The sequence below is a fragment of the Paenibacillus sp. FSL P2-0089 genome (assembly GCF_038595095.1).
Lineage (GTDB): Bacteria > Bacillota > Bacilli > Paenibacillales > Paenibacillaceae > Paenibacillus_AQ > Paenibacillus_AQ silagei.
On sequence record NZ_CP152006.1, the window covers coordinates 849,247 to 871,702 of the forward strand.

Genomic DNA, 22,456 nt, shown 5'->3' on the forward strand with positions numbered 1-22,456 from the left:
GTTAGGGATATGAAGAATAAATGGATGAAACTGGGTATTTTGATCGTCATGGCGTCGGTGCTGCTGACTTCCTGTGACAAGAAAATAATGTACGTCGGGTCCAGCACGAAGAGCAAAATAAGCGGCTCCTACAAGCTTTTTACGGGCACAGAGGAGAAGAAGCTGAGCATGAAAAGCGGCGAAACGATCAGCATCGATTACAAATCCAAGGTGGAAAAGGGCCAGCTGTCCATAAAGTTATACGGGCCGGATAATGAGGTGCTTACTGAACTGGTAACCAATGAATCAGGTACCGAGAAGGTGGAAGCCGGGAAGGACGGGAAATACCGGATTGAAATCAAGGGGGAAGATGCCAAGGGAAGCTTCAAGGTTGCTTTCAAGGTCGAATAACTGGAACTGGTGAGAAGTTTAGTGCGAATAGACTTAGAACAGGCCTCTTCCCTATACATAGGGCGGGGTTTTTTTGTTGTATGGATTAGGGGAGTCCCTATTTTGTTAGGATTTATATGTTTTGGGGTCCCCGCAAAGTACCTGAGTCATCATCGAAGCTAAAGCTGCACTTTGTGGGGGTGTTTTGATACTAATTATAACTAAACATATACAAACATAATCAAATGCATTGTATAATTCGATTTAACTTGCTAGAATATGATCAAAATAAAGAATAGGGATTGGGAGGTATGGAGTGTGCTGAAGAAGTGGTTAGCGGGATTGTTGGTGCTGCTTATGGTGGCGGGCGTGTCGGCGGGTTCAGCAGGAGAGGTTGAGGCGGCAGTGAAGAAGACGGAGATTATTGTCTCCGCAGCAGCGAGTCTGCAGGATAGTCTGGACAAGATTGCTGTGCAGTATGAGAAGCAGCATCCTGAGATTAAGCTGGTGTTCAATTATGGCGCCTCAGGTACGCTACAGAAGCAGATTGAGCAGGGAGCACCGGCCGACTTGTTCTTCTCGGCAGGCGATAAGCAGATGAACGCGTTGGTGGATAAAGGGCTGATTGCAGACCACAAGGCGCTGCTGAAGAATCAATTGGTCGCCGTTGTGCCTTCCGATTCGAACACGAAGCTTACAACCATTACTGACCTTACCGCTCCAGCCTTCAAAAAGGTAGCCGTAGGCCAGCCGGAATCGGTACCGGCCGGACAATACGCTCAGCAGTCCTTGACCGCGAAGAAGGTATGGGATACGCTGCAAAGCAAGCTGGTCTTCGCCAAGGATGTCCGCCAGGTGCTGTCTTATGTGGAGACAGGCAATGCAGATGCCGGGTTTGTCTACAAGACGGATGCGTTAACCTCGAAGAAGGTGAAGATCGCCCTGACGGTGGGCGGCCATGTACACAAGGCGATTAACTATCCGGTGGGCATTGTTAAGGATTCGAAGCATCAGGCGGAGGCCAAAGCGTTCTACAGTTATGTGCAGACTGCTGCTGCAAGTTCCGTCTTCACCGGCTACGGCTTTCAATTGGCTAAATAACTAACTACCATTAAGATGGGGTGAAGATAGATGGAGATCAATTGGACCGACTTTTTCGCCCCGGTCTGGTTATCAATCAAGATTGCGGTATTAACCAGTATGATCGTGTTCCTGCTGGCCACACTGGCTGCCCGGAAGATGGCGGGAAGCCGGTTCTTCGGACACAGCCTGGTCGAAACGGTCCTGCTGCTGCCGCTGGTGCTGCCGCCAACCGTGGTCGGCTTCGTCCTGCTGGTGATCCTCGGCCGGCGAAGCTGGATCGGAAGGCTGTATGAACAGTTCACGGAGCAAACGATTCTGTTCACCTGGGGGGCGGCAGTCATTGCCGCTGTTGTGGTTGCTTTTCCGCTGGTATACCGCACGGTCAAGGCAGGCTTCGAAGGGGTAGAGAAGGACCTTGAGGATGCAGCGAGGGCGCAGGGAGCCAGCGAGCTTCAGGTGCTGCGCTATGTGACCCTGCCGCTGGCCGGGCGTTCGCTGGCTGCCGGTTATGTCCTCGGCTTCGCCCGCGGGCTGGGCGAGTTCGGGGCAACGATTATGGTGGCGGGCAATATTCCGGGACGCACCCAGACCGTGCCTACCGCGATCTATGTAGCAGTGGATGGCGGCAATATGACGCTGGCCTGGATGTGGGTCGGCTCGATCATTGTCATCTCCGCACTTATGCTGATGTTCGTGAACCGCCGTTCCTGACGGATGATTACAGGTTAACAAGAGCAACCCCCGTCCTCACCGGATTTCCGGTGAAGGCGGGGGTTGTTTACGGTAAACCGGACACAATCAGACAGCCGCTGGCCCATGGACCAAATGTAATCGAAAAACCGACTACAATCGGCGTGCCGACCGCCTATGAACCAAATGTAATCGAAAAACCGACTACAATAGGACCGGGAGCGGCGCGTAGGCCAAATGTAATCGAAAAACCGACTACAATGGGACGGAAGGCGGCGCGTAAGCCAAATGTAATCGAAAAACCGACTACAATTGGACGGAAGGCGGCGCGTAGGCCAAATGTAATCGAAAAACCGACCACAATCGCCCAGCCGATGGCCCCATAGTCCAATTTATATGCTGTGTGTTCCCTGCCGGCGGTAGTCGGAGGGGGAGACGCCGGTCTCCTTCTTGAAGATCCGGTTGAAGGACCGGTAATTCTCGAAGCCGATGGATTCGGAGATTTCGAAGGTTTTGTGGTCGGTGGTGAGCAGCAGCAGCTTGGCCTGTTCGATTCGCAGGCGGGTCAGGTATTGGACAAAGCTCTCGCCGACGGCCTTCTTGAACATGGAGCTGAAGTAGGGCACGCTGTAATTGATCGAAGCGGCCAGCTCCTCCAGCTTGTAGGGATAGCTGAGATCTTCGCGCATTTGTTGAATGATACGTGTGATGGAGGCATCGATCTTCCGGCCGCCCTCCTGAAGCTGCTGAAGCTTACGGAAATGATCGCAGGTGATCTCATGTACAGCGTTGAATGTCTGGCACAGCTCGATTTGTACACGCAGCTCTGCTTCGAGATCCGCCCCGCCTTCCGCCCCAATAACGTTATGGCTCATATCCAGAAAGACTCGCAGATATAGGGACTTGATCTGCTCCGGGTCCCAGGCTTGCTCCATCGCCTGACGGTGCAGGGATTGGCGCTCCTGCTCCAGAGCTGCCGTGCTGAGATGCGGCTCCAGCAGCGCTTTCTTCAGCACCTTGCTCCAGAAGCGGCTCTGCGGCTCAGGAATCCGCTGGAAGCTGGAGAGCTGCCCCCACTCCCCAATGCCGATAAGCTCATTGCAGCGGTAAAAGAACGGATACGGCGCCGAAGCCAGCCGCTTCAGTGCCTCCGGCCGGTCCTCCAGTCCCTGTTCGAAGCTGCACAGCAGGGCGATGCAGCTCATCCGGAGATTCGCGGCCAAGGATTCCAGCACCTGCTCCAGGAAGCGGGGTCTCTCCGTCTTGAAGCTGTCGGTATACAGGGCAAGGAACCGCCCTTTGTCGAGGGCGATAACCTTATGCGGGCCTATGCTGCCGAGCAGCTCCTTCAGCACGTTCACCCCGGCGAATTGCCACAGCTTCAGCTCCTCCAGCTGGTCGATCGGGAAGCGCAGGGAGTTGCGGTCCAGCTCCAGCAGCAGGGTCATGAAGCCCTGGCCGTGAAGCGGGAGCTGCGAGTCCGCAAGACTGCGCAGCCACTTGGCTTCAGCCGCCGGGCTGCGCAGCATGTCGAGGAACAGGCTCTGCTCGATCTCGACTTCGCTCAGGCGAACCTGCTGCTCCAGCTGCAGATAATTGTCTCTCGTCTCGCCGCGTGAATCCGCCAGGACTGCCAGCTCCTCCATCGTCCGGGTCAGCAGGCCCGGATCGGAGAGGCAGTCATCCTTAATCAGGTAGGAAGCCGCCTTCAGATGAATGGCCTGCTGGGCATAGTGGAAATCCTGATGACAAGTCAGGATAATGATCTGCGGGGCAGGTGCCCCGCTCCGTTCGATCTCGCGCAGCATCTCCAGCCCGTTCATGCCCGGCATTGTAATGTCGGTAACAATCAGCTCCGGCTTATGCTTCAGGAACAGCTCCAGCCCGTCCCGGCCATCCTCAGCTTCGCCGACAAGGGTGAACAGGTCAGCGCGCTCTTCAATGAAATGCCGGAAGACCGTTCTTGCCGGAATCTCGTCCTCCACAAGGACAACTCTATAGTGATTCATGATGTTCCTCCTTAATCAGAACGTTCCCGGACGGCAGCAGCATGCGGATGGTCAAGCCTTCGCCCGGAGCGCTGGTGAGCAGGATCTGTGTCTCCGCCCCGAACAGCAGCTTCATACGCATCCATACATTCTGCAGTCCGATGTTCTCGGCAGACTCTTCCTGCTGGAGATGGAGCTGCAGCTTCCTCAGCTCAGCCTCTTCCAGACCGTTCCCGTCGTCCTCGACTTGTACAATAATATGGCTCCCGCCGGGACTTCTGTATACGCGCACACGGATATGCCCTTCCGGTGCCTTGCGCGGGAGAATGCCGTGGAACACGGAGTTCTCAATCAGCGGCTGCAGACCCAGCTTCGGAATCATCATGCCCCGCAGCGGCTCCTCAATCTCAGCCTCCAGATGAATCTGGCATTTGTAGCGCATATTCAGCAGCCCGACATAATCCGCCAGATAATCAAGCTCCTGCTGGAGCTGCACCGTCTGCTCGAAATTCTCCATCGAATACCGCAGCAAGGCCACCAGCCGTCCCATCAGGGAGTTGATCTTCTCATAATCCTTCATCATGGCGAACATACGGATCGTATTGAGGGTATTGTACATGAAATGGGGGTTGATCTGCGACTGCAGCGCCCGGATCTCCAGCTTGCGCTTCAGATCCTCCGAATCATGCAGGTCTGCCAGCAGATCCTGTATGCGGACAGCCATGGTATTGAGCATCCGGCCCAGATCCCCAATTTCATTATTGGCGAAATGGGTGACCCGGGCATCGAAATTCCCTTTTTTCAGAGCATCGACCTGCCGCTTCACAGCCTGTAGAGGCCGGTAGAGCTGATACCCGAAGCCGACCACACAGAGCGCCCCCAGACAGACCAGAATCAGCAGAAAATAAGTAACCGTCCGGCGGATAATCTCGGCGCTGGCCGTCAGCTCCTTGGACGGAATCTCCGAGAGCACGATCCACTTGTCGTAGGTGGAGGTCTGCTTGACAGAGACAATAGAGGAGCCTGCCGCGAACTGATCCGGGCGCTTCAGCTCCTTCCAGCGCCCCAGAATCTCCTGAACCCGCTGCTTATCCGCCTGCTTATCCAGCTTGCTGGTCGTGGCAATGGTCAGGCCGTCTTCCGTCAGCAGGGAGATAGAGCCCTCGCTTCCAAGCTGGATATTCTCAATCTGCTGCTGGTATTGGCTATTATTCATGGAGATCAGCAGCACGCCCTTCAGGTCCTTATATAAGTCGAAGGGAACGCGTGAGATATAATAGGTAGACGAATTCAGAATAGCCAGCTCAGGCAGCGAATGCTTGTCCAGAAAAAGATTCGGCCGTCCCGAAGCCAGATACGCTTCAATCAGCGGCCGGTACGGGGACTCCTCCAGCATGGCCGGGGCTTCCGTGGAGGAGAGAACCTCTCCTGTAACGGCGGAATAGACCTGTAGGCCCTCCACATTCCCGATGATGGCGGACGCGCCGCTGAGCACGGAGATCAGATCCTTTTTGCGGACCACCTCTTCAAAATATTGGGCAGAAGGCGATACCAGCGCGCTCTGAATGGACGAGATCCGCGAGTATTGCTCGCTGAGCTCCCGCAGCCGGGTCATGGTTAATTCAATCCGGTCCACGACCTGATTGACGAGCTGGGCATTCAGGCGGTTCACCTGCTGCTCCACCGTCGTGCTGGATACGCTTACAGAGATGAAGGACAGCACAATCAGCGGAACCACCGAGATGGCGAACATGACCACAATCATCTTAATATAGAAGCTCCGCCGCAAAAAGCTGAAAAACGGTGAATTCATAGCGTCACATCCGTTAAGGGTTTTGGACTACGGATACCGGGCAGGCTATCCTAAACAGATTATAGTACATTGGCGGACATGGAGATACCTGCGGCCCGGCAAATCTTAAAAATGGTGACACTTTGGCTGGAATCCGGCATGTTCTTAAGCTCCGGCGTCTTCTATAATCCAAAGTGTAAGCACGATGTAAACGCAATCAATACAAGCAAATGGGGGATGACAATGAATATTACAAAAAAGCTTGTACCGCTTGTAGCTTCGGCGGCGTTGATGGTAACTGCACTGGCGGGCTGCGGCAGCGGTAATAATTCAGCGGCAGGCAGCACAGCGGCACCGGAAGGCAGTACACCAAGCGGTGCGGCTAGCAAGCCGGCCAGCATCAAGGCCATGACCATTCTTTTCGGCAATCCGCCGGAGATGACGAACAACAAGGCACTGGAGGATCTGGAGAAGCGCGGCAATGTAGATCTGAACGTAACCTTCGTACCATCCGAAGCCTATACGGATAAGCTCTCTGTGGCAGTATCGGCCGGAGATTCCTATGATCTGCTGCTGATGGATGGCGGCAAGGATGATAAATTCAACAACCTCGTGAAAATGGGCGCTTTTCATGACCTGACGCCTTACCTTGCGAAGACCAAGAATATCAGCCAGATTGATGAGGTGGTCTGGAATGGTGCCAAGATTGACGGCAAGTCCTACGGGATTCCCCGGCCGCGCGGTCTGTACGGCGGAGGCGAAGCCAATATCCTGATCCGCAAGGACTGGCTGGATAAATATAATCTGCCGGTTCCGAAGACCATGGATGAGCTGACGAATGCGCTTGCGGTGTTCAAGGAGAAGGACCCGGCAGGCGGCGGCAAAACCATCCCGTTCACGATCTACGGTTCAGACGGTGTGAACAGCCCCGGGCCGTTCTCGGGTGTCCTCCCGATCCAGTATGCCTTTGGCATTCCTAATGTGTGGAAGCTGGACGGCGACAACGTGGTCCGTGATTTCCAGACGCCTGAATACAAGGCATTCCTGGAATGGCTGAGAGATTCGTGGAGCAAGGGCCTGATCGACAAGGATGCGCCGGTACTGAAGAACCAGGGGCAGGCGCGGAGTAAGTTCCTTGCGGGCACAGCGGGTGCTTTTGTCGGGAATGTCAGTGATATTGTAGAGACCAACGTAGAAAAGCTGAAGCAGACAGACCCGAAGGCCGAAATCGCGATTGTCGATGTGCTTGAAGGCGCGAACGGACAGAAGGGCGCTTCTGTACTATCCGGGTACTACGGACTGTGGGCGGTTCCAAGCTCCGTGCCGGAGGATAAGGTGCAGCAGATTGTAGACTTCCTTGACTTCACGGCCTCTGAAGAGAATGTAGCGTTCTCCAAAGCGGGAGTCACCAGCATCCATTCCAGCGATTTCAAGAATGGGGTTGCGGTGCAGACCGAGGAGCAGAAGAAGCAGTATGAGCTGGATAAGCCGAACAATTTCATCCTGGAGAACCGCGCAGATCCATATGTATACGCCAACTCCAAGGAGCCGGACATCCTGGCGCTGCAAAAGACAACTCTCGATACGATCAGCAAAATCGGGGTGGAGAATCCGTTCCTCAGCTACAACTCACAGTACGCCAGCAAGAATCCGGACAGCTATAAGAAGATGAGTGCGGTCATGACGAAGTATGTGCTGGGCGAGGGAGCCTGGGAGGATGTGCAGAAGGAGATTGATACCTGGACGGAGGGTCCGGGCGTGCAGATCACCAAGGAACTGCAGGACCAGTATAACGCAGAGCATTCCGCGAAGTAATACAACAACACTATATACAGAGGCAAAGGAGGGGGCTTTCCCCTTTCTTTTGCCCATTTGGATAAGGAGGTTTAGCCTGTGCAGAGAGCTTTACGACCCAAACGGTTTCATCAGCTATGGCCTTTTTACTTACTGGCAGCACCGGGTATTCTCTACTTTCTCACCTTTCATTACATTCCGATGACAGGACTCATTCTGGCCTTCAAGGAATACAGCCCGTTTAAGGGCATGATGGACAGTCCCTGGGTGGGGCTGGATAATTTCAGACAATTTTTCGGAACCTCCGATTTCTATATGTTGCTGAAAAATACGCTGCTGATCAGTCTGCTGAATCTGATCATTTATTTCCCCTTCACGATCCTCCTGTCGCTGCTCCTGAATGAAGTGCGGCTCAAGGTGTTCAAGCGTGTCTCGCAGACCATCGTGTATCTGCCTCATTTTCTCTCCTGGGTCGTGATTTACGGGATTACGATTTCCTTCTTCGGGCCTTCGGGCGTCATTAACCATTACCTCGGCCAGTGGTTCGACGGCAGCGCCAACTTCCTGGTTAGCAATGAATGGTTCCGGCCGCTGGTCATCTTCCAGTCCATCTGGAAGGATGCGGGCTGGGGCACGATTATCTTCCTGGCGGCACTGGCGGGAATTAACCCTGAGCAGTATGAAGCAGCCAAGGTGGATGGAGCGAGCCGTCTGCAGAGCATCTGGCATATCACCCTCCCCGGCATCAAAGGGACCATCGTGATTCTGCTGTTGCTCCGTCTGGGCTCCTCGATGGACTCCAACTTCATGCAGATCTTCCTGATGACCAATAGCCTTAACCTGGATGTCTCCAATGTCTTCGATCTGTTCGTCTACCATGTCGGTCTGGAGCAATTCAATTACAGCTTCGCGATTACCGTAGGCATGTTCAAATCCGTTGCCAGTCTGATCCTGGTCCTCGGGGCCAATTATGCGGCGAAGCTGCTGGGTGAGGAAGGCATATTCTAGAACAAGAACAGGAGTGGAGAGGTTATGAAGCTTAAGGCAACCTGGTTTGACACCATTATTGTAGTCATGATTTGCTTAATCAGCTTGCTGGTTATTCTGCCTTTTCTATATATTATCGCGGTCTCGTTCAGTCCGCCGGGAGATTCGATGGCCGGGAATTTCTTCATCTGGCCCAAGCACTGGACACTGGACGCCTACAGCTATCTGCTGAATGCGAATACGTTCCTGACCTCCGTCAAGAACTCTGTAATTATCACGGCGATGGGCACGGTGCTCAGCCTGTTTGTCTCGATTACACTGGCTTATGCCCTGTCGAAGAAATTTCTGCCCGGACGCCGGATCATGCTCCTGGTTATTTTCTTCACGATGATCTTTCACGGGGGCATGATTCCGAACTATCTGGTCGTCAAAAATCTGGGTCTGATCGATTCTTACTGGGCGGTAGTGCTTCCGGCAGCCTCCAGTGCCTTCAATATCATGGTCATCCGCTCGTTCTTCCAGAGCCTGCCTGAGAGTCTGGACGAAGCGGCAAGAATAGACGGGGCGGGGGAATTCAGGATTCTCTACTCGATCGTGCTGCCGCTGTCCAAGCCGATTATCGCCACGTTCACCCTGTTCTTCATGGTGCAGTTCTGGAATGAATTCTTCTCGGCGGTTATCTATCTGAATGATACGACACGCTGGCCGATTCAACCGCTCCTACGGCAGATGGTGGCGATCAGCGCCTCCAATATCTCGGCAGAGGCAGCGGTGGATGCTTCGCTTGCGGCCAACCTTGGACCCAATGTCCAGAATGCGGCCATTTTGCTGGCGATGCTGCCTATCGTCATAGTGTACCCGTTCCTGCAGAAGTATTTTGCCAAGGGAGCAATGCTTGGTTCGATTAAGGAATAGACTCAGGCGGAGAGATCCGCGAAGATAAAGGTGATGATAGAATTGACTATGGGGTATAAAGATCTGCGGCACAATCCCGCATACACTAAGCCGCAGTTATCTGCTGAAGAATTCTTAAGCACGAGGCTGGACTTGACCAGACTGGAGCTTGCCGGAGTAGCGGCTAAGCTGGATATAGGCGATGTCCCCGGTGCACGGGATGCTTATTTAGAAGTCATTGCAGCGGGTAACAACGGAAGATACTACTTTGATGTGAAGGATGTTCCCAAGCTGAAGGCGTACGCTGCCAGCCATTACAGCGGAGAGGAGGAGGCGCAGCAGGATATTACCGAGGCGGACCGGATTGTGGAGGGAGATATCCCCCTGTTCAAAGGGAAAAGAGTGGTCTTCCGGAACGGAAGCTACGACTGGAACAGCTGGCTGTTCGACAGCTCGCAGTATCAGCTGCATCTGACCCGGTTCGTCTATGTGAAGCGTCTGTCCAGAGCCTACGCGCTGACCGGGGATGATAAATACGCCAAATGCTTCAATGATATGATCAGTCATTTCATTGACGATAACCCTATGCCGGTGGATGGTACGTTCCGGGCGGAGCATTGTAGCTGGGACCCCCTCTCGGCCGGTGTGCGGATGTTCATGCTGCCGGAAGCCTTCATTACCTTCTTCGGCTCTCCGGCCTTCGAGCCTGAGGTGAAGCTGAAGCTGATTCAGTCCTTCCAGCAGCACGGCGAATATGTGCGCAAATACCATGCGAGCGGCGGCAATCATGTCTGCATGCAGCTCCGGGGGCTGACTCAGACGGCGCTGCTTCTGCCTGAGCTGAAGGATTCCGCCGAGTGGCTGGAATACGCCGGGCGTAAGCTGCCGGGATACATCCTTGAGAACGTCTACCCCGACGGGGTACAGTTCGAGGGCAGCCCGAATTACCACCTGATCGTCATGCGCGAGCTGTATGAACTGGTGGTTCTGTACCAGAAGCTCGGCATCGATGCCGGAGAATACCGGGAGACGCTGGAGAAGATGTATGTCGTCACGATGCATCTGCTGGCACCGGACGGGCAGCTGGTCAAGTTCGGCGATACCGATGTTCAGGTGCTCAGCGAGCTGCGTAATGTCATGAGCCTGGGCGCTTACCTGTACCAGCGGGGGGACTTCAAGGCATTGGGTCATGAGCGGCTGCCGTTCTCCCTGCTGTGGAGAGTGGGGCCGGAGGCTGCGGCGGAGTATGATCAGCTCAAGGCTGTTGAGCCGGCGGAGACGGCAGCCTGCTTCCCGGCAGGCGGTTATGTAACCTCGCGCCAGGGCTGGAGTCCTGACGATATGTACATGGCGATGCGGGCAGGTGTCGGGATCGGCGGGCATGCGCATTCCGATGCGCTCAGCCTGGTGCTTTACGCCGGAGGACGTGAGCTGCTGGCGGATTCGGGTATGGGCTTGTTCGAGTGGAACAAAGAACGTAAATATACAGTCTCGACCCGTGCCCATAACACTGTAGTTGTCGACGGTCAGGACCAGCATGTCCGCAGCTTCCACTGGAATACGCCGCCTACGGCGAGCTGCAGAATCTGGGACACGCAATTTAGTGAAGTCTATGATTATGCTTTTGCAAGCCAGTACGGATATACCCGGTACGAAGATCCGGTGGTTCACTCCCGTAAGGTGCTGTTCGTCAAGAACAGCTATTGGCTGATCGTGGACCTGTTCCAAGCAGAAGGGCAGCACCGCTATGAGCAGTATTTCCACCTGCCGCCGGGTGCAGCAACCTACGATTCTCTCAGCGGGGAAGTGGTCTCGCAGCTTGAGGGGGCCAATCTGCTGCTGAAGCCGCTGCCCTCCGGGCTGGCGGAGGACCGGCTGACGCTGGAGCAGGGCCTGATCTTCAAGCAGGGGCACTATCACGAGAGTCCGGTCATGAAGCGTTCCCTTACCCTAACCGGCAGTGCAGCCATCGTAACCCTTGCCGTTCCGTTCGGGGCAGCGAAGCCGCAGGTGCATGCCGAACGGCTGCCTGTGCGGCAGCAAGGGGAATTACTCTCCGTGCAGGAGGCAACCGCGCTGCGTATCGATATGGAGGAGCGGGTGGATGACATCTGCCTCTATCATAAGAGTGTCGATGTCACGAGCTACCTCGACCATACCGGCAATATTATCTCTGAAGCGCTGCTGCCCCGCAAGACGGAGCCGGAAGGCATCGCGTTTGCCGGGGGCAGCTATAACCGGGATGTTATTGTTATTAGTGGTCCTAGAGGATAGCAGAACAGAACTAAGCAACGCCCATCCTGAACCGGGGATGGGCGTTGCTTAGTTGTCTAATATATTCCATCTGTCTTCCGGTGATAGCTTGGGGCAAGTGCTGCAATACTCTCCGGCATCAGGCCCAATCCTGATCCGGTAGGCCAGACAGCAATGCCTGCGCAGATATAATGAGCGGCCGCGCAGCTTCGGATGCTCAACCTTGCGGAACCGCATGGATAATTCATCCGGCTTCTCCGGCTGAAGCAGGGTATTATAATCCTGGCCGATGATCCGGCCCCGATCCTCAGAGTCCCAGAGGCCCCTGTCCGTGCGCAGCCTTCCATACAGGTTATGCAAATTATGCGAAACCAACGACCACATGACTCGTTCCTTGGCTCCCGTATAACTTGATACCGCTGCGAACACCTGCCGCAAATGTTTCAGCAGGTGTTCCAGATATTTGGCAAGGCAGGCTTGGCGGACTTCCGAAGAGTTATCAAACCATCTGTCCGTGGCTGCGGTCTCCGCTTCATACTGCATCATTCCTGCATCCGTTAGCCTGAACCGTAAAGCGCCGGGCAGCAGGGAGAGCGGGGTATCGAAGAGAGTGATGGAGGCGGCCAGTCCCATAATCAACACCGAGTACCTTTTGGCAAACAAAGTTCCTACTACAATTCCCGGAGGCTGCCCAAGCTGGAGTGATTGCTGCCCGATAATTAGCGGAAGCTTCGCTTCGTCCAATAGATCTTCTGTACTGAACGGAAAAGAATTACTCCGGTTCTCCGTGACCGTCAAGGCAAAATGCTGCTGCATAAAACCTTGTATCCACTGGCTCCCAAAAGGTTCAGCGCTGCTCATGGCTCCATCCATGCCACTATTTCATCAATAATCTCGCCCCGGCCGATAACCCCCCAGCCCTTGAAAAGCCAGAAGGAATCGGTCTCATGAACCTTTCCTCCCTGTACGGCAGGGATGTTCTTCCAGAGTGCGCTCTTCTGCATGTTGTCCAGGAAATCGCGGGCATTCGGGTCCATCTCAAGGACGATGAAATCTGCTCCCAGCTCCGGCGTTTTCTCCAAGGATAAATCCTCTCTCTGCTCTGACGGCGTAAGTGCGGCGGGTTCAAATCCGAGATCCTGGTAAAGGAGTGCATTGGTTGGATGACCTTGCTGTGCGTACACTTGGAGTGTCTTCTCCCGTACACGGAGGTAGGCGAGTTTTTTGTTCTCCAGCACTTTGATTTTCTCGCTGGCCTGGACCGTTTTCTGTTCTAGTTCAGCAATTTTTTCCTTCGCCAGGTCCGTCTTGTCGTACATCTCCGCAATGGTTAGCAGATCCTTGGTCCAAAAGGAAGTATCGTCGCCATAATCAAGCCATTCATTTCCAAGAACGATGGTAGGGGCGATTTTGTTCAGTTGCTCATACTTATTCTCGGCCGTCCGGCTCTCAATAAGAATCACATCCGGATCAAGCAAGGTAATGGCCTCAAGGTTGGGATTATCCGCCGAACCTACGGTTTGTACCCCCTGCAGCTTGTCAGCCAGATAGGGAAGATAGTCTCCTCCGTACCGGACCTCAGTGTTCACACCGGAGGGCTTCTCTCCGATAGTCAACAGATGATCTATGTACTCTGCCGAGAGAACAACGATTTTTTCGATTTTGGCCGGAATCACAGCTTCTCCCTTAAGGTGGGCAATCGTGCGTGTGCCCGGTTCCGCAGCCCCCTGATCGCTGGTTTGGGAGGCGGAGGGACGCGGTTCTTCAGAAGCCGGTTGTCTTGCTCCATTGCTGCACGCAGCCAGTATCAGCAGCAGCACGGCAAGGAGCATGATCTGGAGGGATTTCAATCGCTTCATTTATTTCTAGTCTCCTTTGTGCAATAGATAATAATAATCATTATCATTATGATAGGAGAAAGATACTTACTTTTCAATGGATTATAACCCTGTGTTGGCGTGGATAATTCTATCGTCCCGCCTGCCAATCCGGGATGCAACATAGGACATGGCCCACTTTCTGCCTGAGGGTCCAAGTGTTTTGAACAACAGGTCTCCGGCATCGAATACCCGGGACTGCTTCACTGCATCCAGTGAAGACCATTCTTTGGACGAGAGCAGTGCTTCCAGCCGTTGTCTCGATTCCAGGGTAGGGTCCGCAGCTAAAAAGATGGTTCCCGGGTTATACCGGGGAAGCTCATGAATCTCAAAATCCACTGCTCCCGTCTGCTCACGGGTTGAGGGGGGCGGGCGTAGTCCAAGATCTTGGTATAGGAGAGTTCCTGTCTGATTGGAGGCACCGTACAGGCGGTAGAATTCAGAGCTGACTCTGATAAAAGAAACTGTAGGCCGCACCTCCTGTGCCTCCAGCTGTGATCTAAGGAGGTGCTTCTGCTCTGCGTAGCGGTTCATCCAGTCGTCAGCCTGCTGCTCTCTGCCCAGAATACGGGACAATCGGGACAACTGCTGCTCCACATTATCGGTGTGCTTAAGAACAACCGTGGGTGCGATGGACTCCAGCAACTCGCCTGGTAACAGGCGGTCGCTCCCAATAATCAGATCAGGCTTCACCCGTGCCAGCTCTTCATAATTCAACCGGGAACCGTTCATGCGGACAATTTCCTGCTCCAGCACACCCGGGTGGGGGAGGCTGTAATTTCTTGACACCCGTTCCCGGTAAGACAGTGCAGCCACCGGCGTCAGTCCAAGTGTCATCAGGTAATCATCCAGACCATAGTAGAGAACAGCAATACGGATATGATTGTTTTTGAGGTAGCTGGCCGGTGCCACGCCTTCCGATTTTTTGAACACCCGGCTGAAATAATGCTCGTCCTTATAGCCCACTTCCTTGGCAATCTGCTTGACCCGTTCGGAAGAGAAGAGCAGCTGCTTAGCTCTTTTTATCCGTTCTTCCAGCAAATAGGCCATAGGTGTCTTTTCTGTAAGCTGCTTGAACGCTCTGATGAAATGATTGGTGCTCAGCCCTGCCATTAGAGCCAGTTGCCCAACTTTAAACTCTTGGTTGTAGTTGTTCTTCATGTGGGCAAGCACAATATCCATCCCTACAGCCTTGTCCTGATCAATACGCTTACTTGGTTGAAGCAGTAATGCGAGCAGCCGCTGCAGCCGATACTTGGCGTGCATGATATCCTCCGGGTTACGGGTGCGGTGAGAGGCGGTCATTTGCCGGGTGATCTCTGCAGCCTGTGGATGGCCGGAAGCTTCAAGCTTCCCGCTAGTTGGAAATTCCGGAGGATGGAGCTCCTGGTGCATTTGATCTTTACGAAGCTGTATACAGGAGAAGAAAACGATCATATAACGTAGCGGTTCTGCCGTCAGCGCTTTGCCTTCCACTGAAGTTTCGGGCAACAACAAAAAGAAGTCTCCTTTATTCGCCGAAAGCAGCCCCCCATTTAGGATAATCTGTCCTTTACCTTCTGTGACATAACACAAGGCATGGTGGTGAAGGGTCCTTCGGGGCAAAGCTTCCCCTTCTGCCAATCTTCCGTAATAGCTGTGTACGCTTGAAAAAAACAAGCGCTCCAGCCTGAACGCTGCCTGCGGTATTGTGGATAACATGCGTTCCTCCTCGTTCGGCCGGGAAAATAGCAACTGCTAGATTCGGCAGCAAGATAGCAGCCCAAGAGACTACCGGATGGCAAGGCTCGCAACCGGACATCCCTTGGGCTGGTTTCTATTGGTCTCAAGTCTCGTAAATAATATTGCCCGTCTCGCTCAGATCATAGCTGTGAATCGAGCTTAGCTCACTGCGGAAGGCCTCCGAGCGCAGAATATCCAGAATGGCGTTAATCCAGGCTTCATTCTCCGGCTTCTTCACCATGACCAGATCGTAGCGCTCCCGGATCAGCGGAATGAAGTCGATGCCGTCAATGATTCTGGCGGCTTTCTCAGTGCCGATGCCCACATCCGCCCCGCCTCTTGCCACCAGGCTGGCTACTGCCAGATGGCTGTTCTCTTCATTAATGTATCCGTTCAAGCGGGAGGACGGAATTCCATGCAGGCGCAGCTGTTCATCCAGCAGCACCCGGGCGCCGGAGCCGCGCTCACGGTTAATCAGCGTTAGCCCGTCCTGCCGGAGATCCCCCCAACTGCGGATGCCTAGCGGATTGCCCTTTTGCACATAGAAGCCTGCGCTGCGTGTTAGCAGATGCACTACAATATAGGTGAAGCCTACGAGCAGCTTACGGATATAGGGCAGGTTATACTCGCCGCTGTCGCCATCCAGCAGATGGGTACTTACAATATCTGATTCGCCCTGATACATGGCGATAAGGCTGTCCAGACTGCCCGCATAGGAACGGAGCGGGCGGGTGGAGGGCAGGGCCCGCTCCAGATGGGTCGCCAGAATATCAAGGGACATATCCTGCCCGGTAATGACTACATGTACACCGCTGCTCTTCATGCTGTGTGGCGGCGGGGAGGCGAAGGCCTGGTAAGGAGCGGCGAACGGGGGGCCCGTCTGCTGCGCTGGCTGGGCCTGCGGCAGTGCAGCTTCGGTCAGCCCGCCTCCGGGCAGCGGATTCGCATAGGCCCCGCTGTTGCGGGAATTCTGCTTGTACCTCTCCAGATCAGAGAGGTCAACCCGCATCTGCTTGCCGACACGGTAAGAGGGCAGCTCGCCCTTTTTAATGAGATCATAGACCTTGAGCTTGGAGATTTTGAGCAGCCGGGCGATTTCCTCGGTTGTATAGGAAGTATTCTCGGTCATGTATTGTACCCTCCTGGGGGATGGACTGCGGCAGATTCATAAATAGCCATATTAGGATAGCCTTATTATGCTCAAGACTACCTTATTTTGTGAACCTGTGCAATCCGGGCAGGCCCCCTAATAGGTCATATGCCGGTCTGTCTTCGCCTGCTGCACATCGGATAGCTGGATCAGCTCCGAGACGGTAACAAACCGGAAGCCCTGCTTCTTCAGCTCAGGCAGAATGATTCTCAATGCTTCCTTCGTCTGTGACGGCCCGTGGACATGATCGTGGAACAGAACGATATCGCCGCTCTTGGCATTGCGGATCACCCGGCTTGAGATGTTCCAGACGCCGGGGCGGTTCCAGTCGCGGGTGTCCTGATGCCAGGACCACAGCACGGGCTTAAGGCCCATGCTGTTGGACACATCGATCAGCGTCTCGTCATACATGCCGCCCGGCGGTCTGAACAGGCTGCTGTGTCTGCCGGATATCTTCATAATTTCCTTCTCCGTCAGCGCAAGCTCCTCCTGAATCTGCTCCCCGGAGATCGGTCTTTTGAAATAGACATGATTATAGGTATGGTTCGCCAGCTCATGTCCTTCATTAATCACGCGTCTGGCGACATCGGGATAAGCGGCGATCCGCTTGCCAATCGCAAAAAATGTGCATTTCGCTTGATACTCATGCAGCACCTCCAGAATGCCGTCCGTCTCCAGGGGGTCCGGGCCGTCATCGAAGGTCAGCGCAATCACCTTCTGACTGGTGCGCACTTCCCAGATCATATCGCCGCGCTCCTCATAGTAGTAGCGGTTTTTTGCCTTGTTCGGACTGCCAAGGGCCAGATCGGAAGGGCTGTGCATCAGCGCCAGTGCGGCAAGAACTGCGGCGGTCAATCGGGTGGCTGTTCTCATGGCTCTCAGATTCACTCCACACTTGTTTTTATAAGCGGTTCTTGCTGCTTAAGTCTTAGAATGCTCTATCCCCCTTGGTTGCTATGCATTTATAGCAGCCCGCAGGGCGATTTGCATTTTAGAGTGAAAGTTCCGGCAGAAATGACTTATAATAAGTTACTAAATACAGATCAAGGAATAGGGGCGGCGGAGATGACACTGATTGAACAAAGAGAGCATAGACAATATCCCGAAATCACGAAGCTGGAGACCTCCAGAGCCGCATATGAACGCGACTATTCGCGTCTGATCCATTCGCCGACCTTCCGGCGGCTGCAGGGCAAATCGCAGGTGTTCGGGGCCGGAACCGGGGACTACTACCGGACGCGCTTGACCCACTCGCTGGAGGTGGCGCAGATTGCCCGCGAAGCGGCCAAGAGTCTGCTGCGTTCTTACCCGGAAGTAGAGACAGGAGCCGCGGAGAATCCGGGCCTGGTCATTGATCCCGAGGTAGTGGAATGTGCGGCAATCGCCCATGACTTCGGACATCCCCCATTTGGGCATAAGGGAGAAGAGGTGCTGGACAGCCTGCTGGAGAAGCTGGTTACCCGCAAGACGGTGGAGGCATTGGCCAAGTCAGGGGCAGGTCCGGTTCAGCAGCAGACGATTCATGAGAGCATGAAGCGCAAATATGAGCATTTTGAAGGTAACGCCCATAACTTCCGCCTGATCATGTTCCTGGAGAAGCGCGAGAATATCGACGGTCTGAACCTCTCGGACGCGGTGCTGCTGGGCATTAACAAATATCCTTTTCCCGGGACGGTGCTGAAGAAGGGGATGTATCTGCACGAGTGGGAGTATATCCACGAGATCCGCACCCAGTGGGGAATTCCGGCAGGCAAAAAGACGCTGGAAGCGCAGCTGATGGACCTGTGTGACGATATTGCTTATTCGGCGCATGATCTGGAGGACGGCATCAAGGCCGGTAAGATTGAGGTACATGAGCATTTCCTGCATGACGACTATATCCAGCGGCTGATTGTGGAGAAGATCACTACGCTTGAGGATGCCTTCTGGTCCGGCTGGAACAAGTCCGCGATCCGCTTCAAGGTGGAGGAGGTGCTGAGTTCATTCCTTCGGGTCTGGAAGGAGAAGATGCCTACCTGTGAGAATGACTATTCCCGCACCCGCCGTGAAGTCAAGGCCTATTGGGTCAGTACCTTTGTCGCCAGCCTTGGCGTGATCGGGGACGGGGACTGGAAGAAGGTTACCTTCATTAAGGAAGGCAAGGAGGATGAGGATATGCTGCGGACCGTCAGTGTGCTCAAAAGCTTCGCCTGGGTAACGATGATCCGTGATTTGCGCGTGCAGCGTCTGCAGAAACGGAGCGAGTGGATATTGCGGCGGCTGTGGGAGGCATTCCTTGATCCCGAGACCTCCCGGAGCATTATCCCTTCGGACTGGCTGCAGCGGTTCGAGAAGGATCAGAAGTCGGCCAAGCCGATCTGGACCTGGGAGCATATGGTGACCGATTATATCGCCGGAATGACCGACGCCTTTGCCGAGAAAATCTACAATGAGCTGTACGGGCTGAAGGTCGGTTCGATTTACGATCTGGATTAGACCTATACTGGATTAGACCTATATATGTAGAGCCTTTACCTGTCCGCCGTTTGGGCTGGCAGGTAAAACCTTACATCGAGAGAAACATGTAAATTTTTAACCGACTGTTGCCGACATAGTAAATGTAACCTATTTTTTTTTGCTTTTTTTATGAAAATAAATGAAATCAGATGGAAAATGGTGTAAACATCCAGATATTATCAAGGGGGCACACAGGTGTGGGTATAGGTCAGCGACTGAAGGATCTGTTAGGAAAAGGGAGGAAAGGAGCAGACAAGGAGCAGCAGGCAAGTCTGTTCCGGGGCAGAAAAAGCATCGGCTCCAAGATAGCCTACGGTTATGCGGCTCTGGCTGTATTCGTTATCATCAGCGGCGTGGTTTCGCTCTATCAAATGAACAATATGCAGAAGAACACCGGGAACATCATTAAAAATATCATTCCCGAGCTGAACAAAATTCACAATGTCAATTACCTCACGGAGCATGTTATGGCCCTTAGCCTGCAGCATATCCTGAGCACTGATAACGCGGACAAAAACGCGCTTGCGGAAGAACGGTCCAAATTCATCGGCAAAGTAGCGGATACTTTTAAGGAATATAAAGCCAATCTGAAAGGAGAGCAGGAGCTGAAGCAATTACAGTCGCTCGTCGGGAAATGGGGCGAGTTCTTGACTGTCAACAATCAAGCGATCCTGCTCAGCAGCTCGAATGACGAGAAATTAGCCCTGGAGGTATCGCGGAAAGGGATTGACGCTTTTAATTCCATGCAGGTAGATCTGGATGCGCTGGTGGCGCACAGCCAGAAGGATGCTGAGGACGAGGGCAAAACTTCTGCGAGTATTTTCAATACCGCCGGGAGAATGAATATTGCGACTGTGCTGATTGTCCTGATCGTTATCGGTGTGGTGAACATGTTCGTCCGCAGAACGATCATCAATCCGCTGAAGAAAGTAACGGCGCAGCTGCAGCAGATCTCGAGCGGGGATCTGACGGCGGAAGAGACGCTGATCCGCAACAAGGACGAGATTGGCCTGCTGGCCAAGACCGTGAATGAAACGAACCGCACGCTGCTGGAAATGGTCAGCCGGATCAGAAATGTATCCAGGGTCATTACGGAGCAGGGCGATGAGCTGATGCATACAATTGCTGAAACCAAGGAAGGCAGCAGCCAGATTGCGCTGACGATGGAAGAGCTGGCCACAGCCTCCGGAAGCCAGGCCGAAGCAGCGGTGGATGCCTCCAAGGCGGTGGAGGAGCTAAATACGTTAATTGAGAATTTTGCCGGCAGAGGTACGGATCTCTCCAATCATTCAGAGCAGGTACGGCAAAAGGGTGAAAAGGGCCGGGCGCTCATGGAAAGCTCCGTGGCGCAGATGAACGAGATTGCCGATGCGGTCTCGCAGTCCATGGATACCGTAGAAGAGCTGAACCGCAAGAATGAGGGTATCTTCCATCTGGTAGGCTCCATCCGGAGCATCTCGGAGCAGACTCATCTGCTGGCGATCAATGCCGCTATTGAAGCCGCACGGGCAGGTGACAGCGGACGCGGCTTCGCCGTTGTCGCACAGGAGGTGCGGAAGCTGTCAGAGGATGTGCAACAGACGGTCTCGGAGATTACAGAGATTACGCAGGGCATCCAGCTCGACTCCAGAACCATGGTAGAGCAGCTGCGCGGCGGGGTAGCCAAGACGGAGCAAGGCAGCCGGCAGATTGTCGAGACCGGTGATGCGCTGGCTGAGATCAACGGCTCGGTCCGCATGATGGCGGTGACTATCGACGAGATGAGCCAGGATCTGCAGCAAATGACCGGTGCCAGCGAGACCATGAACGAGTTCAGCCAGCATATCTCGGCACTCTCCCAGCAATCGGCGGCAGGTGTCGAAGAGACCTCCGCTTCAGCGCATGAGCAGCTCAGCTCGACCACCGCTGTGGCTAACGGCATCTCGGAGCTGAAGCTGCTGCTTGCGGAGCTCCGGGAGTCGGTGACCCGCTTTAAGGTGTGAGGGGGATAGATTGAAGCAGCGAAATTTCGGAGATTAGGGATACGCCGTGACTGCAGAGAATGTTTGGACTTCCGGCCGCTGTTAGATTTGTATTTCCTCATTTAAGCTGCTGTAAGCAGTAGAAATACAAATCTAAAGGCGGACGCTAACGCTCCTACAGTTCCAAACCTCTCTTCCGCCACTGCTCCCTAATGGGTGAATTTCAAGTTCAATCGATTTAGTGATGGAAGTAAATAAAGAGCCTCTGCTTAGTTCTGCAGAGGCTCTTTATTATGCGTGAATTCGTGAATCACTGAATGAACTGAATTGCTTAAATTAGTTAAAAGAGTTGAACGAGCTGGGCATGTATGCGACACAGCGCACCAGTCTCCCCGGCCGCCCAAGCCCTCTAATACTGGCGGCTATAATCCACCAGGTTGCGCGAAGGCTTGCCGGATTCCAGGTAGGCCTTCATGTTCTCCACGAAGATGTCGACCACCCGGTCGGCATAGCGGTCGGTTACCCCGGCACAGTGAGGGGTGATGATGACCTGCTCCATACCCCAGAGCGGGTGGTCCTCCGGCAGCGGCTCGGTCTCGAAGACATCGAGGCCCGCACCGGCCAGCTGGCCGCTGTTCAGTGCAGCGATCAGGTCCTCCGTATGCGTGGTGACGCCGCGGCCAATATTAATATAGTAGGCCCCCTGCTTGCAGGCGGAGAAGACCTCAGCATCGAACAGCCCGCGCGTTTCGTCGGTGAGCGGCAGCGTGTTGACTACGAAGTCTGCTTCGCGGACGGAGTCCTTCAGCTCCCCGGTGGTGAAGATCTGGTCGAAGCCGTCCACCGGTCGCCCGGAGCGGCTGACTCCGACCGTCTTCATATGGAAGGCTTTGGCGATTCTGGCAGTCTCGCTGCCGATGGCGCCGGTTCCGGCGATAACAATCGTCTTGCCGGTCAGCTCGCTCTCCTGTCCGTTCGAGTGCCAGCGGCGGTTCTGCTGGTTACGGATGGCTGTGTGCATATTCCGCGTGAACATCAGCATGAAGCTGAGGATGACAGCAGTAATCGGTTCCGCATGCACGCCGCTGGCGTTCGTCAGCTGAATTTCGCGTTCCTTCATGGCATCCAGCGGAAGCTTCTCTACTCCGGCGGACCAGGCTTGTACCCAGCGGAGCGGTGAGCCCTGGCGCAGCACAGTGTCCCGGATGCCTTTGCCCCAGCCGATAATAATCTCTGCGCCGGAGAGCAGCTCCAGATCAGGGTTCCTGGAATCTCCAAGGGTAAGGGTGTACTCTGGTGCAGCGGCGCGGATCAGTTCCTGTTGAGCAGAGGACAGCTGCTGCATACAAACGATGGATTTAGTCATGATGGTTCCCTCCTGTTCTACATTTCAGTAGAGA

Annotated in this window: 17 protein-coding genes; 9 read left to right on the forward strand and 8 right to left on the reverse strand. The window is 54.2% G+C overall.

Features of this window, described 5'->3' with window-relative positions; translation table 11 throughout:
• Positions 1 to 9: 9 nt before the first annotated feature.
• From NST69_RS03460 to modB, 3 genes are all read left to right on the forward strand, one after another.
• Complete coding sequence (locus NST69_RS03460; RefSeq protein WP_342548495.1) at positions 10 to 390, forward strand: hypothetical protein; 381 nt, start codon at positions 10 to 12, stop codon at positions 388 to 390.
• A 336-nt stretch (positions 391 to 726) separates the two neighbouring features.
• Positions 727 to 1,470, forward strand: coding sequence for a molybdate ABC transporter substrate-binding protein (modA, locus tag NST69_RS03465; RefSeq protein WP_342550069.1), 744 nt, complete (start codon positions 727 to 729; stop codon positions 1,468 to 1,470).
• A 30-nt stretch (positions 1,471 to 1,500) separates the two neighbouring features.
• A complete protein-coding gene (modB, locus tag NST69_RS03470) occupies positions 1,501 to 2,163 on the forward strand; it encodes a molybdate ABC transporter permease subunit (RefSeq protein WP_342548496.1) in 663 nt (220 codons plus the stop codon).
• Between the two features lie 371 nt (positions 2,164 to 2,534).
• On the opposite strand, the gene NST69_RS03475 is transcribed toward modB, so the two are convergent.
• Positions 2,535 to 4,151 carry a helix-turn-helix domain-containing protein gene (locus NST69_RS03475; protein WP_342548497.1) on the reverse strand — a complete coding sequence of 539 codons (1,617 nt, stop codon included), beginning with the start codon at positions 4,149 to 4,151 and terminating at the stop codon, positions 2,535 to 2,537.
• Complete coding sequence (locus NST69_RS03480) at positions 4,138 to 5,943, reverse strand: histidine kinase (RefSeq protein WP_342548498.1); 1,806 nt, start codon at positions 5,941 to 5,943, stop codon at positions 4,138 to 4,140. Before NST69_RS03480 ends, NST69_RS03475 begins: the two co-directional genes overlap by 14 nt.
• A gap of 222 nt (positions 5,944 to 6,165) precedes the next feature.
• Between NST69_RS03480 and NST69_RS03485 the strand changes: the two genes are divergently transcribed.
• The 4 genes from NST69_RS03485 to NST69_RS03500 all read left to right on the forward strand — a co-directional run bounded on the left by NST69_RS03485 (position 6,166) and on the right by NST69_RS03500 (position 11,871).
• Complete coding sequence (locus NST69_RS03485; RefSeq protein ID WP_342548499.1) at positions 6,166 to 7,737, forward strand: extracellular solute-binding protein; 1,572 nt, start codon at positions 6,166 to 6,168, stop codon at positions 7,735 to 7,737.
• A gap of 78 nt (positions 7,738 to 7,815) precedes the next feature.
• Positions 7,816 to 8,724, forward strand: a complete 909-nt coding sequence (locus tag NST69_RS03490) for an ABC transporter permease subunit (RefSeq protein ID WP_036723142.1) — start codon at positions 7,816 to 7,818, stop codon at positions 8,722 to 8,724.
• A 24-nt stretch (positions 8,725 to 8,748) separates the two neighbouring features.
• On the forward strand, positions 8,749 to 9,618 hold the full coding sequence (locus NST69_RS03495; RefSeq protein WP_036723143.1) for a carbohydrate ABC transporter permease: 870 nt from the start codon (positions 8,749 to 8,751) through the stop codon (positions 9,616 to 9,618).
• A 48-nt stretch (positions 9,619 to 9,666) separates the two neighbouring features.
• Positions 9,667 to 11,871 (forward strand): alginate lyase family protein, encoded by a 2,205-nt coding sequence (locus NST69_RS03500; RefSeq protein ID WP_342550071.1) that lies wholly within the window; start codon positions 9,667 to 9,669, stop codon positions 11,869 to 11,871.
• Between the two features lie 48 nt (positions 11,872 to 11,919).
• Here NST69_RS03500 and NST69_RS03505 read toward each other — a convergent pair whose 3' ends face one another.
• From NST69_RS03505 to NST69_RS03525, 5 genes are all read right to left on the reverse strand, one after another.
• A complete protein-coding gene (locus NST69_RS03505; RefSeq protein WP_340978668.1) occupies positions 11,920 to 12,711 on the reverse strand; it encodes a hypothetical protein in 792 nt (263 codons plus the stop codon).
• Entirely contained in the window at positions 12,708 to 13,709 is a 1,002-nt protein-coding gene (locus NST69_RS03510) for an ABC transporter substrate-binding protein (protein WP_342548500.1), read from the reverse strand. Before NST69_RS03510 ends, NST69_RS03505 begins: the two co-directional genes overlap by 4 nt.
• Before the next feature lie 81 nt (positions 13,710 to 13,790).
• Positions 13,791 to 15,428, reverse strand: coding sequence for an AraC family transcriptional regulator (locus NST69_RS03515; protein ID WP_342548501.1), 1,638 nt, complete (start codon positions 15,426 to 15,428; stop codon positions 13,791 to 13,793).
• 124 nt (positions 15,429 to 15,552) lie between these two features.
• Positions 15,553 to 16,578, reverse strand: coding sequence for a helix-turn-helix transcriptional regulator (locus tag NST69_RS03520; protein WP_036723150.1), 1,026 nt, complete (start codon positions 16,576 to 16,578; stop codon positions 15,553 to 15,555).
• Between the two features lie 117 nt (positions 16,579 to 16,695).
• Positions 16,696 to 17,472: a polysaccharide deacetylase family protein gene (locus NST69_RS03525; protein WP_342548502.1), complete on the reverse strand. Its 777-nt coding sequence runs from the start codon at positions 17,470 to 17,472 to the stop codon at positions 16,696 to 16,698.
• A 192-nt stretch (positions 17,473 to 17,664) separates the two neighbouring features.
• Here NST69_RS03525 and dgt point away from each other — a divergent pair, with 192 nt between their 5' ends.
• Together dgt and NST69_RS03535 are read left to right on the forward strand one after the other, a co-directional pair.
• Positions 17,665 to 19,074 carry a dGTP triphosphohydrolase gene (dgt, locus tag NST69_RS03530; protein WP_342548503.1) on the forward strand — a complete coding sequence of 470 codons (1,410 nt, stop codon included), beginning with the start codon at positions 17,665 to 17,667 and terminating at the stop codon, positions 19,072 to 19,074.
• Between the two features lie 218 nt (positions 19,075 to 19,292).
• A complete protein-coding gene (locus NST69_RS03535) occupies positions 19,293 to 21,077 on the forward strand; it encodes a HAMP domain-containing methyl-accepting chemotaxis protein (RefSeq protein ID WP_342548504.1) in 1,785 nt (594 codons plus the stop codon).
• Positions 21,078 to 21,465: 388 nt separating this feature from the next.
• Here NST69_RS03535 and NST69_RS03540 read toward each other — a convergent pair whose 3' ends face one another.
• The gene (locus tag NST69_RS03540) at positions 21,466 to 22,422 is read right to left on the reverse strand and encodes a D-2-hydroxyacid dehydrogenase (protein ID WP_342548505.1); all 957 of its coding nucleotides are present in this window, start codon (positions 22,420 to 22,422) and stop codon (positions 21,466 to 21,468) included.
• Positions 22,423 to 22,456: the final 34 nt, after the last annotated feature.

Excerpts from the sequence above, each read along its gene's own strand:
- NST69_RS03460 (WP_342548495.1), top strand. The coding sequence starts at position 10 with ATGAAGAATAAATGGATGAAACTGGGTATTTTGATCGTCATGGCGTCG.
- modA (WP_342550069.1), top strand. The coding sequence starts at position 727 with ATGGTGGCGGGCGTGTCGGCGGGTTCAGCAGGAGAGGTTGAGGCGGCA.
- modB (WP_342548496.1), top strand. The coding sequence starts at position 1,501 with ATGGAGATCAATTGGACCGACTTTTTCGCCCCGGTCTGGTTATCAATC.
- NST69_RS03475 (WP_342548497.1), bottom strand. The coding sequence starts at position 4,151 with ATGAATCACTATAGAGTTGTCCTTGTGGAGGACGAGATTCCGGCAAGA.
- NST69_RS03480 (WP_342548498.1), bottom strand. The coding sequence starts at position 5,943 with ATGAATTCACCGTTTTTCAGCTTTTTGCGGCGGAGCTTCTATATTAAG.
- NST69_RS03485 (WP_342548499.1), top strand. The coding sequence starts at position 6,166 with ATGAATATTACAAAAAAGCTTGTACCGCTTGTAGCTTCGGCGGCGTTG.
- NST69_RS03495 (WP_036723143.1), top strand. The coding sequence starts at position 8,749 with ATGAAGCTTAAGGCAACCTGGTTTGACACCATTATTGTAGTCATGATT.
- NST69_RS03500 (WP_342550071.1), top strand. The coding sequence starts at position 9,667 with ATGGGGTATAAAGATCTGCGGCACAATCCCGCATACACTAAGCCGCAG.
- NST69_RS03505 (WP_340978668.1), bottom strand. The coding sequence starts at position 12,711 with ATGAGCAGCGCTGAACCTTTTGGGAGCCAGTGGATACAAGGTTTTATG.
- NST69_RS03510 (WP_342548500.1), bottom strand. The coding sequence starts at position 13,709 with ATGAAGCGATTGAAATCCCTCCAGATCATGCTCCTTGCCGTGCTGCTG.
- NST69_RS03515 (WP_342548501.1), bottom strand. The coding sequence starts at position 15,428 with ATGTTATCCACAATACCGCAGGCAGCGTTCAGGCTGGAGCGCTTGTTT.
- NST69_RS03520 (WP_036723150.1), bottom strand. The coding sequence starts at position 16,578 with ATGACCGAGAATACTTCCTATACAACCGAGGAAATCGCCCGGCTGCTC.
- NST69_RS03525 (WP_342548502.1), bottom strand. The coding sequence starts at position 17,472 with ATGAGAACAGCCACCCGATTGACCGCCGCAGTTCTTGCCGCACTGGCG.
- dgt (WP_342548503.1), top strand. The coding sequence starts at position 17,665 with ATGACACTGATTGAACAAAGAGAGCATAGACAATATCCCGAAATCACG.
- NST69_RS03540 (WP_342548505.1), bottom strand. The coding sequence starts at position 22,422 with ATGACTAAATCCATCGTTTGTATGCAGCAGCTGTCCTCTGCTCAACAG.